Consider the following 14,080-nt stretch of genomic DNA (forward strand, 5'->3'; position numbering starts at 1 on the left):
GAATTGGAGCGAAGCGGTTGAGAGTAATTATTCAGTCTCACAGTAGAAAGCGCCAATGGTGGCTGACAGTAGTAATCATTTTAGGAGTCTGGATCAGTGGGTGTGATACCACCGGAACAAACCAGAGTGGTATTGATGGCGATGATAAGCCCAATGTAGTGACCACTAGCACTATCATTACCGACTGGACGAAACAAGTAGGAGGAGATGAAATTGAACTGACGGGTATCCTAAAACCCGGAGCAGATCCCCATGTCTATGAGCCAGTCCCAGCAGATACTATTGCGTTGGAACAAGCTAATCTGATTTTATACAATGGCTACAATCTGGAACCAGCACTAATTAAGCTGATTAAGTCTGCTGGGGTTAACATCAAGAGCTTTGCGGTTGGGGAAGTGGTGTCACCCTTGGATTTTGAATACGAAGGAAAGAAGGAACCGGATCCTCATGTTTGGGGAGATGCTAAAAATGCGATCGCAATGGTGAATGCCATTCGGGATCAGTTGATTGAACTCTCACCAGAGGACAAGGAAGAATTTACCAAGAATGCAGCACAGCTAACTGCTGAATTAAAAAAGCTTGATGCTTGGATTCTCCAGCAGATTCAAACTATTCCTCAGAAGCACCGCTACCTAGTCACAACTCATGATGCTTTTCAATATTATGCTAGTGCCTATGGGATACCAGTAGCTGGAAGCTTAATTGGCATGAGTACTGAGGAACAACCCAGTGCTCAGACTGTCAAGGGTTTGGCAGACGCTATCAAAAAAATTGGGGTTCCGGCGATTTTTGCTGAAACCACGATCAACCCAGCTTTGATCAACACTGTGGCCCAGGAAGCTGGGGTGAAGTTAGCCCCACAAGAATTATACTCTGATTCCTTAGGTGTACCAGGTAGTGAAGCTGATACTTACATCAAAATGTTAATCACTAATACTCACACAGTTGTGGAAGCATTAGGAGGGAACTATCAAACGTTTAATCCAGTTGACTAATGTAGTTGACTAATGCAGTTTACTACTTTCCATAAACTTGTTTTAGTTTTTAATAATTTAGCTCCCTGCTCTCTAGATTCTAGCAAAGGTAGACGAAGATATAAATACCATGGTCAGATCTATGGATTAATTAGGTCTTGGAACCGTTGCTCGTCTTTAATCATGTCAAAATCCGCATCAATATTAATGATAGACTTAAGTCTATCATTCAAACTCATCGCTTGTTCTAAACTGGCAATTGCTGAGTCAATCTCACCGTTTAAGGCATAATAACAAGCTTCGTTGTAGTAAAGATTAGATGAATTTGATTTTACCTGCCGTACTCTTTCCAAACTGTCCCAGGCTTCTTGATAGCGACCAAGTTTGATCAAGGCATAGGCTCTATGGTTCCAAGCATGATGAAAATCTGAGTTGAGCTGAATAACCTGATCATAGGAAATCAGTGCTTTTTCATAGTGTTCCATGTATCTGAGAGTATAACCTTGTCCAAACCAACTCCTAAAGTTGTTCGGATTAATTTTAATCGCCTCGGCATGGGCAGCGAGGGATTCTTCATATCGCTTTAATCTCTGCAGGGCTTGGCCTTTTCCTGACCAAGCCACATCGGAATCTGGCTGGAGCTGAAGCGCTTTTTCATAGGATGCGATCGCATCTTCATAGCGATTTTCAATCCAGAGAGCGTGCCCTTGATTGATATAGTCATCAACTGTTAAGTAGAGCTGGGGATTAGCAGACTTTAAGGACTCCAGCTGTTTAGTTAGCTCTTCTAGTTTTTGTTGGACTTCTGGAGCAACAAATTCTTCTTGGATAATGGAGGGAGTAATTCGAGAAATTTCGTTAAAAATCTGCTCTTTCTCATGTTGAGCAGCCACAACTAGATGCTGGAGTTGAGAAACAAAATCAGATTTAAGGGTTTCCAGCTCCTGCTTAAAAGCTTCAACTTGTCGTTTTAATTCCGTAGTGACTTCAGCATCAATTTGCTCTTTTATTTTTTGTTCAGCTTCTTCTTGGAATTGCTTTTGCGTCTCAGACACTAATTGGTTGATGATGCTACGACGTAGCAATAGCACTGCCAGACTAGTAACAATAGGAATGGCGATTAGTACTGTAATTAAAAGGTTAAGCAGGTTAATCGTCCAGTCAAAGGTTCGATGAACTTCCGATTGGATCTGATTGCGAATTGTGTAACTTTTCTCTAGATGATCATTAATTAACCTTTCCACTTCCTCCCGTTGTTGGTTCGACAGTAGTGGAGTCGGTGGTGTAGCGTTAGGAAATGATGAATTAGGTTGAGCAATTGCCCCCTCAACTGATAGCAGTAAAGTAGCCAAAGTAATAGCAAGGTTAGGCTGGATTTTCATAACAACTGATATCAAGTATTGCCAATCCGAATCAACTGTGTTTTCATAATTGAGCGACAAGTAATTACATTTTATATACGAGCGCGAACATTTCGGATGTTAGGCAGTACAATTTGGATCTTATTGATGGGCTTTTTTGGGGGTCAACTTGCCCGTCGGTTGGGAGCACCTCCTTTGATTGGTATGATTGTGGTGGGTATCCTGATCGGACCAGAAGTGGGGGATGCGATCGCACTACAAGTCCTAGTTATTGCTGATGACCTACGCACCTTCGCAGTTATGGTCATTTTAATGCGGGCAGGACTAGGATTGGATATTGAGAAACTCATGGAGCAAGGAACTGTTGCGGTAAGGTTAGGCTTTTTGCCCGCCATCACCGAAGCGATCGCAGTAGCTGTTGCTGCCATGATACTGTTTAATTTCGATTTTCCCACTGGATTACTCCTAGGCTGTGTAGTCGGAGCAGAATCCCCCGCCGTGATTGTGCCAGGAATGCTGCGACTCAAAAGTTTAGGCTGGGGCGTAGCTAAAGGGATACCAGATGTGATTCTAACTGGGAGTGCCTTATCCGATGTTTTAGTATTGCTACTCTTCAGTTTGATGGTGAATTTCTTGGCACAAGGAACCATCAACAGTAATGCTCTCCAGTTCCTGCCCCTGCAAGTTCTAATCCAGGTCGCCCTTGGTGTCTTAATTGGATATATCGCTGCTCAGTTAATTATTTTTATAATAACCAAACAAAAGTGGACCGAAACTATCGTCCAAGATACCTTAATTACCGCAGCACTTGCCTTATTGTTGGTAGTGTTAGCTAAAAGTATGCCATACTTTTCTGGCTATTTAGCTACCATGGCAATGGGATTTTTCCTAATACAATTAGACCCTCCCTTAGCACGACGCTTGCGAGTAGAATTTAACCATCTGTGGGTGGTAGCAGAGATTATTCTATTTGTCTTGATGGGAGCCAGTATTCAACTGCGGGTATTAGAAACAACCCTGTTACCTGGCATTTTAATCCTAGCCATTGGGTTATGTATCGGTCGGATGGTCGGGTGGTATCTCTCCACATTGGGCAGTAATTGGACTTGGCGAGAGAAACTGTTTTTGTTGCCCGGAAACTCCGCAAAAGCCACAGTACAAGCAGCCATTGGTGGTATTCCCTTGAGTCAAGGGCTAGAAGGAGGTCAGACAATTTTAGCGATCGCAGCCCTCTCAATTTTGATTACCGCACCCCTAGGGGCTTGGGCAATTCCCACCTTTGCCCCTAAACTCTTATCCCAAGACCCTGTAGACCCCACCAAAGTAACCGTTGCCTCTCATACTCTGCTACTAGCCGCTGTCGATACCTCCAGTTTAGCCACCCACGTATTAACTAAAGTAGCAGATTTAGCAAGACGAAGTAATGGGGAAGTTATTGTTTTACATGTGATCACCACATCAAATCAGTTAGAAGTCAAGCAATTAAAGAACCAAACCAAACGCTTGCTCTTAGATATTCGGCATCAGTTTATTACCGTAACCGGTTCGATTCCCGAAGAAATTGTTCGCATAGCCCAAGAGCATCAAGTAACAGATATTGTGCTCGGAAAACGGGGACATCAACCCTGGCAGCAAGTTCGGATCGGTTCCGTATCTCAGGCAGTGTTAGAAACCAGTCCAATTCCAGTAATTTTGGTTGAAGAAGTAGAAATAAACAAAGTCAATTATCCTAGCAAATAACAACTATTGTAGTGATCGAAATGCTATCAGGTGCTAGGCTTTAATAAGGACTAAAACCTAACACCTAAAAGCTAACACCTAAAATCTAACATCTTGCCCTAACCCTAAAAACTAAATTAACAGGGTATTAGTACTTAAGCTATCAGCTATCAGCTAATGCGCGTAGCGCAATCGGTGATTTTGAATAAAATAAGCTGAGCGCTGACGGCTGACTGCTGAATACTTACATTAGTACCGCTCCCAATAAGGCTGAAAACCTCGCCGTTTCAGAATATCTACCTCCAGCCGCAGGATGCGATTATCGAGCTTAGGATTAGCTGTCCCTGTAGACTCTTGCTCTTCCGAGTTGAGTCCTTCAAACCGTTGGAGGGCTGTAAACGGAAAATCTTGGGCAACACTTAATTCAGCCAAATTTTGGCGAGCCGATAAATTCTTTGGCTCCAGTTCTAGTATCTGTTTATAAAACCCCGTTGCCTTAGCATAGTGCTGTTGAGTAAAGCTAATCCCTGCCAAAGCTAGTAAGGCACCAATGTTATCAGACTCCCGTTCTAAAATTTCTTCGTAAGCGTTGCTAGCTAATCGCAAATCCTTCAATCCCATAGCCAATTCTCCCTGCACAAAATAGGCATCAATATTATCAGGATTATCCGCAATCCACTCAGCTATTTCAGCTTTAGCTAACTTAGGCTCTCGCTGTGCTAAAACCTGTAGTCGTCGCAATTGTACAGGAGCATTATCTGGTGAGACCTCTAGTAGAGTAATGTACAGGGTTTCTCGTGCTGGGTCAGCAGGCAAAGCACCCACCAAACTCAACAATTCCGGCGGTGGATCAATAGAAGGCTGAGTCTGTAGCCATTGATTGAGTACCCCTTCCGCTTCCTCTTGGTCAATACCTTTAGTTTGATATGCCACACTAGTACGCCCCAGCTGGGCTAATAAATCATTGGGATCGCGAGATACCAGCTGGTCATAGATAACCAGAGCTTTCTGTGGATCACCTTGGGCAATATAGATTCCCGCTAACCCCCGCAAAGCACCATTGAACAAATTATTATTTGGATTACTCTGAATAATTCTCTGATACCGCTGGATACTAGCATTAAGATTTCCCTGGCGACGGTCAATCTCTGCTAGCAATAATTCCGTACTCTGGTCCGATCCACCAGTAGACGTTGCCCTGTAACTATCAATCGCACTTGTTGCCTGGGCTAGTCGATTCTGCTTTATCAAAATCTGAGCAACACGGAAATGCAAAAACGGTACATCTACCCCTGTAGCCAGCAAATCTTGGTAAACACTCAGCAGTTCTGGCTCAGGAGGGTCTAGACGCAACAAAGCTTGGGCTAAATCTCGCTGCTGAGCTGGTTCACTCGGTAGAGTTTGGGTTATCTCAAGCAACCGCTGTCGCCGTTGAGTTCCGGATAACTGTCCCAATTTACCTTCTAGAATAATCTGCTTCACCAACAAGCTTTGGTTATTCGACTTCACCAACAAGCTTTGGTTATTCGACTGCTCCTCGGTCAACTGCTGATAAAGCTGTAGAGCTGAGGCCCACTGGCTTGGTACCTCACTCATCACATCAGCCACTTCCCTGACTAAAGCAACAGATGGCTTTGGTTTTGAGGCCAGTACCTGACGGTAGAGAGTAACCGCGTCTTCGGTTAGGTCAGAGCGACTCTCACGACGACCAATTTCTGAAAGGGCCCGGGCTAAGGGTAAAGCCGCCTCATCCCTCCCTCGCAACGGTTCTAAGACAGACAAAGCTTCTGTCAGTTGCCCAGAAGCTTGATAAGCTTGAGCTAAATCAGCCCGTAGATAGCTATCATTGCCATAGAATTGGGAAAATTGATTGAGCTGAGCTTCCAATACCTGTACCGCCTGAGCAGGATTCCCAGTTTCCCGTAGAGCCAGAGCATAGGCTCCCGCTGCATTTCCCGGAATCGGCTGACCGTTAGCTTGGTAACGATCAAATAGCTCTAGCCCTTGCTGATAGTCACCACTGTAGGTATAGATTTGAGCAGCACCAACAATGATTTCTGGTGTAGGATTGCTCTCCAGCACAATTTCATAATCAGCTAGGGCTTCCGGAAAACGACCTTGGTAGCCCAGCAGTAAAGCCCGCTGAGCACGAACACCAGTATCATTAGGAGTTAGGTTTAATAAAGTGGTTAGGGCTTCAATCCCATCCGCCTGCCATTCAGCACGATAACCTCCCAATTCTCCTACCGCTTCCAGAGCCTCTTTATTGTTTGGGTCGATGGCTAGGACTTGTTGATAAGCAGCCCAAGCATCGGCATCTCGCCCTGCTCGCTGATACGCTATCGCTAGACCTAACCTCCCTTCCTTCGATTGGGGAGAGCCTTTTAGAGCTTGTTCAAAGGTTGCGATCGCATTATCTACCCATCCTTTCTTTAACAGATCGTAACCTCGGCGTACAGCAGAAGTAACTTGTGCTTGGAGCGCTGGTACCACCGATTCAACTGGGCTGAAGATTAATACTCCTGCTAACCCAAAAACCATCAAAAAGACCCACCAACGCTGCCAGTATAAATTTTTTTTGCCAAGAGAATCGTTATTCATTGGTCAAAAGCATGAAGGATAAACTATCAAGCATGAAGGATAAACTATCAAGGATGAACTATCAAGGATGAATCAGTGTTTATGTTCTATCTATGTCAGCAATTCTATTAGCGAGTAGCTTGAAAAACCTATTACTCATTACTCAGGACTGATTACTGAGCACTCAGCACTCAATCCCACAGATCACTCACATCAAAATCAGCCCTGACTCGAACACCAAGAATTGTATCTGAAAACTCATCTCGTCCTTGCAAAGTCACACCTGCACGCACATTAGGTGAAACACGCACGTCATAGAACAATTCCCAAACATCTGGTACTTTATTACCTTGGTCCCGGCGCAAGTCATCATTAGACAATTGCCGACCATAGCCAAGCCCTAGTCGGTCATCATCCATAAACAAATCTAAGAAGTTCAGACCCACACTGTAGGTATCCCCGCTTTTATCTAAATCAAGATTTTCGTACCAACCATAGCGCCCAAACAGTCCCATCTTGAGGGCAGGAATATATAGTTCTCCGTTAATACCGTAAGCTTGTTCGCGGTCAGAGGACTTCGGACCAAACTCGTTATCCCCTCGGTTCAAAGAAAAAATTTCCTGGAATCCATCTTTCTGAGCATCCCGAGCCGATAGGTAAGTCCCCCGAATGATTGCTGTACCTACCCGGAAAGCTAGCTCTGAAGAAAACCCATCAAACGCAAAATCATCCAGGTCTCGGTCTGAAGAAAAGCCCGCAGCTCTTACTTCCAGGTTGTCGGTTAGATTCCAGTTGAGCAGTACCCCCGGACGAGACGCTATACCTGCTGCTGCCAGAGCAGGATTCGTCTGAAACACCGGGTTAAAGAAATGGGTCGTACTATCTTTAGCAAAGCTATTGCGGTCAAAATAAGATGTCAAATCCATTAGACCAACCACAAAGCGCAGATTAGAATAGCTAGGCACAGAAGTGGTAAAGTAAAGTTCATTGAGACTTAATCCCGTTTCCTCGGTGTCGGAAAAGCCCTCCCCAGTGGTGAGGTCAACTGTGGCACCAAACAAAGCATGGGGAGAAAGGGGATAAGTTCCTTGCAGCCGTAGTCTCGCTGATGTGTCTTCCTGATTCACCAAGGCACCTTGTACGTTTAGGGTCGGAGCTAACGGGTTATCATCCTTAGGGTCAATCTCTGGAATTAATTGACGCTCTGGTGCTTCCTCAAAGTTGGTTTGTGCCAGCTTCTTAGGCTCAATCGATACCCAATCATCTTCACTGGGGTGGAAGTTCTTAGGGTCATATTGCTTGGATAAACCTACAGTCCTATCAAAGTCCCTCAGGCAGCTTTCGTTTGTGTAGCCACAACCAAATTCTTGTCCGCTACTAACCGAGTAGTATTGGCTGTTCGGGTTTGCTTGAAACCTAGCCCTCATCCTCGTGCATGAATCCTTAACAGCCCAGTCCTCCTGGGCCTTTTCAGACAAATTTGTAGAGTTGAACCTGTCCAGCCGGTCTTGGTCTGTGTTGCTCCAGACATTATTCTGTGATGGTTTCGAGGTTTCGCTCTTAGGGCTAAGAGGTTTTTCCGAAACAATTTGATCCGGAAGACTAAGACATAGCCCCGAAAAATGAGCATAGGCTGGTTCTGTTTTCAGACTAGCAACACCTAACAAAAGTGATAGGGTGATCGGGGCTATAAAACCCCATTTGGCTAAGGGGGAAGTCGAGGCAATGGATAATAAGAAGTAACTTAGCCCAACCGAACGCTTTAAGGCGCTCATACTTGGTTGATTAGGATCAATAGCAATAGGGATTTGATTTATGTCTATCATGAGCACCACAATCAATTAAATATAACTGTGCTTAGTTCACATTTATAGGGAATAAACGTTGTTTTACCAGCAGATAAAATATTATCCGTTTTTTTTTCGGTATAGATAATTATGTAGGTTATATAATTACGAAGCTTGATTACTTTGTTCAAAGTATTAGGGTGAATTTTATATCACAAGGTTTGGTAATTAATCCATGTTATTATACCAAGGCTAATAGACTTGATATCACTCTCAAATTCATACAACAAAAAAAATAAATAATTGCTTATTAGGAGATAGTTAACGCCCAATTATTCATCATATAAATAATAGATATGGTTGAAATAGCCGCCTGAAACCATAACATAAAAAAATTAAATCAATAAATAAAAATTAACCAGAGTAAACCTTAATCAGTTTTATTTGATTAAAATAAAATTTAACCTGTTAAAATTTTATTTAATGACATTTTTATGCAAGTATCGGCTATGCACAAAACCTTTATTTTTATTTGGGCAAAAAAAATAGTCAAACAAAATCTGACCCATTTGTTGAAAAGGGTATTTAGCATCTTTATACTCTTACTATTAAGTACTGGATGCACCCAGATTCCATTACCAGGACGGCAATTAACTAATCGATTACTCCGTCAACCTCCCGAAGCAATTTTTCAGCTTACGGTGACCAAATCAGACCGTCCAGGGATCTACACCGTAGCAGGAACCACGAATCTTCCGGAGGAAATTCCCATCACGGTAGCAGCGATTCGCTATTTGCACCCTAATCAACAGCTCTCTTTCAACAGAGACGCAAATTTTATCTATTCAATTCTGGCTTATCAAAATGTCGATGTAAAGAAGGGAAGATGGCAGACCGACTTGAAACTATGGCAAATTGCACCAGACGGTCAGTTTCAAGAAGTCTGGCAAATGGATCAGTCCAAACTTGGCTTATCACTAAAACCAGCAGAGGAAGTAACCTTCCTAGCCACCCTCACCCCCAAAGAGTCCCTCTGGGAACTAGAAGAGGAGTTAAAGAAGCAGCGAATAACCCTAGCAAGCAGCCTGATCAACAATACATCTGATGGTCAACGGTATGTCCAGGCACGTCAAGTTCTGTCCGTTGCCTTACCCACCGGTCAGACCAAACCACCTGAACCTAGACCTGAGGATATTAATCATGGCTGGGGCAAGCGGTATCTGCTGCTACCAGAACCACCGATTATTTATAAGCTTGACAAGCCTAATCAACGTCGAATCGATGCTCCCCTTTCAACTCCTGAGTTTTTACAATGATATCTAGTTTAAGGAGTGATGGAGTAGGGTGGGCAATGTTTTGCCCACCCTACCCATGGAGTCTGTGCGTAAGTCCTGATCTAGTTTAAGGAGTGATGGAGGGATGGAGTGATGGAGTGATCACTCCATCCCTCCGTTCTTGTGCTTAGACAAAAAATAGTGTGGAAAGGGAATTTTCCTGACCCGTTCATCCCCTCAACTGTTCATCCGCTCACCCCTTGAGAGTAGTGATACTAATATCCCCCATCACAACACACTGGCAAGCTAGACGTGCATGAGGATTGTCTGGAGCTAACACATCAAGCAAATCCTGCTCATCAAAGGAGAGCTTATACGTCCACCCATCCCTTTAAAGGCAGCTAATGTTTTATCCATATCCTTAGGTTTGGTTGACCTAGGACAGTGAAAAACTGTTTCGCCCATTAGGGCTAATTCTGTCTTATTACCAATAGTGTTAAAGGCACGAACGTGGTAACATTCTTGATTAGTTTCAACATCTAGCCCATGGCAGATAACTTCGTAATCATCAAAGGGTAAGAAGCAGGGTAATTGCAGCTATTTTGTATAAATTGTACTTGACAAAATAGGTATTTAACATAGTCAGTGATAGGACTAGACAACTCTTCTGGAATGAAGGACACTACAAACAGATGGAATCAGTCCCTTTCATATTCGTTCGCGACCCATTCTCCATCTTTGCGGCAATAGTCGAGATAAAGCATCGAAGCCACTGCATCAACGCGAATGAATATGGCGGACGGGAAAACATTGAAGCTGCGGATTTCCTGCGGCAAGTCAACCACCTGATTTTCAGCTATTTTCCCGGTACTCTCTGTGTGGCTGAAGAGTCTACCTCTTGGCCAATGGTCTCCTGGCCGACCTATGTGGGAGGTTTAGGCTTTAACTTAAAGTGGAACATGGGCTGGATGCACGATATGCTGGACTATTTCAGCATGGATCCTTGGTTCCGTCAGTTCCACCAAAATAATGATAACACGACATCTCTGGCGATCTCTTTGTCTTGAGAGTATGTCAAAACTACTCCTGTAAATGGCTCGGAGTTAGCTTTNTGCCCGAACAAGTGCGAATGCTTGCCTATACCAGTGGATTAGGGCAATTCTGGCGGGTGATGAGTGATATATTCATGTCCCTATCTCAGGGCTATGACGAAGGGGAAATTAAGTCGATTCCCCAAGTGGTAGACCATATTAAAGCAGGGTTAGTCGCAGCAGCAAACAAACCCATTACCTATGCCCCTCAGATTGGTGATAAAAGGTATGAGATTATTCCCGAATCAGTTGGTTTGACTTTCTTGTCTGATACAGGAGTACCCTATGTAGAGGCAATTTTTTTCCGGGGAACACCCTTTCTGGGCACAGTATCTCTGAATGCCCAAGCCTACCAGATTTCCCCAGATCAAACCCGATTTACCTATGGCGCATTGTATGCTGACCCATTGCCGATTGGTGGTGCTGGAATTCCACCGACATTGCTGATGCAGGATATGAGGCATTATCTACCCAAGTATCTCAGCGATTTTTATATGCGATCGCATCGGGGTGAAATTGACTTGCGGGTCAGAATATGCCAAACTTTCCAGAAATCTATGTTTTGTGTTACTACAGCTGCGATTTTGGGGCTAGCCCCTCATCCCATGGATACCACAGATCCTGGTGAACTTGACGAAAATCGAGCGTATTTGGAATACTGGATGGATCGATTGATCCCCTCCCGCTTGAGAGCAGCCAATGGTCAAATGACCAACGCCTAAAACTGTCCATTGCCCTGAACCACGTGTTTAAGGGTAGTGAGAGTCTCCAGGCTAATCATGCCGCGATAATGTCCTTTTTGGTTAGACATACCTAGAAACACGGAGTCTCCTGGTTGCGGATTCCGTGAAAATCTTGGTGAGGAATTAATGTAAACCGATGCACTATCTACACCTAAGGCAAACTGACGGCTTTCCTGATAAGAATCTGTCACCAGGCAGTCAGCATGACCGCTACTATATTGATTAATCCAAGCAATCCCTGACTCTATAGAATCTACCACTTTCAACGCAATAGTTTTGGTCAAGTAGGCTTGACCCCACTCGGATTCTGCTGCCAAAGTCAATTGTTCAGGAAACTTAGCCACTAGATTGGCATCACCTCTGAGTTCAAAACCGTTTTCCTTCAGGTTATTCAACAGGGTAACTAAGGCAGAGGTTTTCTGATTCTGATTAATCAGAATCTTTTCAATAGCATTGACCGGATCCGGCTGACTGGCGTGGCTATCTAAAACTATATATCTAACCAGATCAACGTCACCATTAGCAGACCAGTAAAGGTAGCAGTTACCCATGGCCGATTGCAAAACCGGTGCCGTTGATTGTTGGATCACCTGCTTGAGTAGGGTTGGTCGTCCGTGGGGAATTACCAAATTCAGATATGGATTTTGAGTGACCAAATCCCGAATCGAAGCTCCCTGTCCAGAGGGCAATAGTTCCAAACATCCCGTTGGCAAACCGACCTCATCCAAAGCATTTTGCAACGCTTGAGCAATCACCTGGTTAGACTGACTGGCTTCGCTACTGCCTTTGAGAATCAGGGAGTTACCAGTTTTGACACAAAAGCCTGCGGCAATTGCACCTAGTTCAGGAAATGCCTCATAAATTAGAGCAATCACTCCCAACGGCATTAGCTGACAGTAGGTCTGAGATTGGTCAGTTTGGTAAGAGGCGTTCATCACCCGCCGGATTGGATCAGATGACTTTCCAATCCTTTCCAGGATTGCGATCGCCATCTGTAGCCTTTCTGGTGTTAGCTTCAGCCAGTCCAAAATTAGATCTGGCACTGCCATGTCCCTACTGGTTTCCAGATCTAGGGTGTTAGCTTCCAAAATATCATCAAAGGAGTTTCGCATTCCTTGAGCCATAGCCTCGATGCCACGAGAGCGCTCTTCTCCCTTGGTGTTTGCCAATGCCCAAGAAGCATGGTGGACACTGGCCATTAAATCATGTAACTTCGAGGCCTTGCTCCCAGAGTCTGTGTTCATTGTTAGTTAACGCCGGTAAGCTAGCCAAACCATCATAGCCGGAAGTACTGCTAGGAGTACTGCCAGTAATGCCCAGACTATGATACCTGGCCCTTTTTGGGAGTGAAGTGCCAAAGGCAACCAGACAATCAGCAGAACTAAGACAATACCCAAGGCTACAGGTAAGTAGCTTTCACCAAGACTACCATGGATTGTATACCAACGATGTCCTGTCCAACGCCAAGCTTTTTTATAGGGGTAGTGGGTGGATAGTTGCTCCATCACATAACCACTTTCGTCTACCACAAAAATTTGCTGACAGCGATTGCAGCCAAGGGCTTCTGTCAGTGTAATTGGCACTAAATGACCCCGACGCCGACAAGGGCAGGGATACTCGGAGTTTAAGTCAATCTTTTGACCCTTTTGAGATTGCACAAGCGTTATTAAAAACCAAAAGACATGTGGTTAGGTTTATCAAAAAACCTGGAATTGGTAGTGCTGCATGATTTAAATATTAGGACACTACAAAGCTAAGCGTGTCCCCATCTATTATATAATCTTATTCTTTAAGGTTATTGATGCACATTGCCACGGTTTGCATCAAGTGGGATAACTGAGCTGAAGACAGGCTAAGCAAGGAGGTCTCTCTCCAGGCTTTACAGGTTTATTTACTATTCGTAAGCGGGTAACGCGATTCGAACGCGCGACATTCACCTTGGCAAGGTGACGCTCTACCACTGAGCTATACCCGCACCTCAACTTATCTCTTTATAGTATGTCAGATAAGCCAAAATTTGTCAACCCCTTCTACTGAGCTTTTAGATTCAAGAAAATTAGGAAAATGTCCCAAAATTAACTCATATGTTAGGAATCAGGGTCAGATTCTGAAGCAATTGTCCAATTTGCCGAGAATGGTAGAGTTTGTTGCCCCAAAGTTCCCTGCTCAGACTCTTCATAGCCTAATATTGAATTTTGACCTCGAAAACTTCGCATCAGGTTAGCCATTTCTATGGCATTCATGGCATAATCCCAACCTTTATTGCTCTTGATTCCCGCCCGTTCTAGAGCTTGCTGCATGGTATCTACAGTTAGAATACCAAAAATAACAGGTACCCCAGTTTGAAAACCGGCAGCAGCAATGCCCTTGGCTACTTCAGCAGCGACATAATCAAAATGGGGAGTTTGACCCCGAATCACTGATCCCAAGCAAATCACTGCATCATAACGACCGCTAAGAGCAGCTTGGCGAGCCATCAATGAAATTTCAAAGCTACCCGGTACCCAAATATAGTCAACTTGAGTACCTTGGGGATTGGGATCAATGCCAT

Annotated in this window: 9 protein-coding genes, 1 tRNA gene and 2 pseudogenes; 5 read left to right on the top strand and 7 right to left on the bottom strand. The window is 44.1% G+C overall.

From position 1 onward, the window contains the following. Positions 1–17: 17 nt before the first annotated feature. Positions 18–995, top strand: a complete 978-nt coding sequence (locus F6K57_RS05930) for a metal ABC transporter substrate-binding protein (RefSeq protein ID WP_293018194.1) — start codon at positions 18–20, stop codon at positions 993–995. Between the two features lie 119 nt (positions 996–1,114). Here the strand turns inward: F6K57_RS05930 and F6K57_RS05935 are convergent, their stop codons facing one another. Beyond that, positions 1,115–2,356 (bottom strand): tetratricopeptide repeat protein, encoded by a 1,242-nt coding sequence (locus tag F6K57_RS05935; RefSeq protein WP_293065713.1) that lies wholly within the window; start codon positions 2,354–2,356, stop codon positions 1,115–1,117. Between the two features lie 96 nt (positions 2,357–2,452). Here F6K57_RS05935 and F6K57_RS05940 point away from each other — a divergent pair, with 96 nt between their 5' ends. Continuing rightward, the gene (locus F6K57_RS05940) at positions 2,453–4,075 is read left to right on the top strand and encodes a cation:proton antiporter (protein ID WP_293065733.1); all 1,623 of its coding nucleotides are present in this window, start codon (positions 2,453–2,455) and stop codon (positions 4,073–4,075) included. A gap of 228 nt (positions 4,076–4,303) precedes the next feature. Here the strand turns inward: F6K57_RS05940 and F6K57_RS05945 are convergent, their stop codons facing one another. Beyond that, the gene (locus F6K57_RS05945; protein WP_293039178.1) at positions 4,304–6,655 is read right to left on the bottom strand and encodes a tetratricopeptide repeat protein; all 2,352 of its coding nucleotides are present in this window, start codon (positions 6,653–6,655) and stop codon (positions 4,304–4,306) included. A gap of 170 nt (positions 6,656–6,825) precedes the next feature. Next, positions 6,826–8,460, bottom strand: coding sequence for a hypothetical protein (locus F6K57_RS05950; protein ID WP_293065716.1), 1,635 nt, complete (start codon positions 8,458–8,460; stop codon positions 6,826–6,828). A 470-nt stretch (positions 8,461–8,930) separates the two neighbouring features. On the opposite strand from F6K57_RS05950, the gene F6K57_RS05955 reads away from it, so the two are divergent. The 3 genes and pseudogenes from F6K57_RS05955 to F6K57_RS05965 form a co-directional block, all read left to right on the top strand. Next, complete coding sequence (locus F6K57_RS05955) at positions 8,931–9,737, top strand: hypothetical protein (protein ID WP_293047227.1); 807 nt, start codon at positions 8,931–8,933, stop codon at positions 9,735–9,737. Positions 9,738–10,477: 740 nt separating this feature from the next. Further along, a pseudogene (locus F6K57_RS05960) lies at positions 10,478–10,726 on the top strand (1,4-alpha-glucan branching enzyme); the annotation flags it as partial. 77 nt (positions 10,727–10,803) lie between these two features. Then, positions 10,804–11,508, top strand: a pseudogene (locus F6K57_RS05965) (CO2 hydration protein); the annotation flags it as partial. On the opposite strand, the gene F6K57_RS05970 reads toward F6K57_RS05965, so the two are convergent. From F6K57_RS05970 to ribH, 4 genes are all read right to left on the bottom strand, one after another. Then, positions 11,505–12,773: a glutamate-5-semialdehyde dehydrogenase gene (locus tag F6K57_RS05970; protein ID WP_075902548.1), complete on the bottom strand. Its 1,269-nt coding sequence runs from the start codon at positions 12,771–12,773 to the stop codon at positions 11,505–11,507. The pseudogene F6K57_RS05965 and the gene F6K57_RS05970 sit on opposite strands and share 4 nt — an antisense overlap. A gap of 6 nt (positions 12,774–12,779) precedes the next feature. Beyond that, positions 12,780–13,187, bottom strand: a complete 408-nt coding sequence (locus F6K57_RS05975; RefSeq protein ID WP_070394764.1) for a hypothetical protein — start codon at positions 13,185–13,187, stop codon at positions 12,780–12,782. A 245-nt stretch (positions 13,188–13,432) separates the two neighbouring features. Continuing rightward, positions 13,433–13,504: transfer RNA gene (locus F6K57_RS05980), tRNA-Gly, on the bottom strand. A 112-nt stretch (positions 13,505–13,616) separates the two neighbouring features. After that, positions 13,617–14,080 (bottom strand): 6,7-dimethyl-8-ribityllumazine synthase (ribH, locus tag F6K57_RS05985; RefSeq protein ID WP_293065721.1); only part of this gene is annotated, 464 nt, incomplete at its 5' end.

Origin of the sequence: Moorena sp. SIO4A5 (assembly GCF_010672005.1) — a bacterium.
Classification (GTDB): Bacteria; Cyanobacteriota; Cyanobacteriia; order Cyanobacteriales; family Coleofasciculaceae; genus Moorena.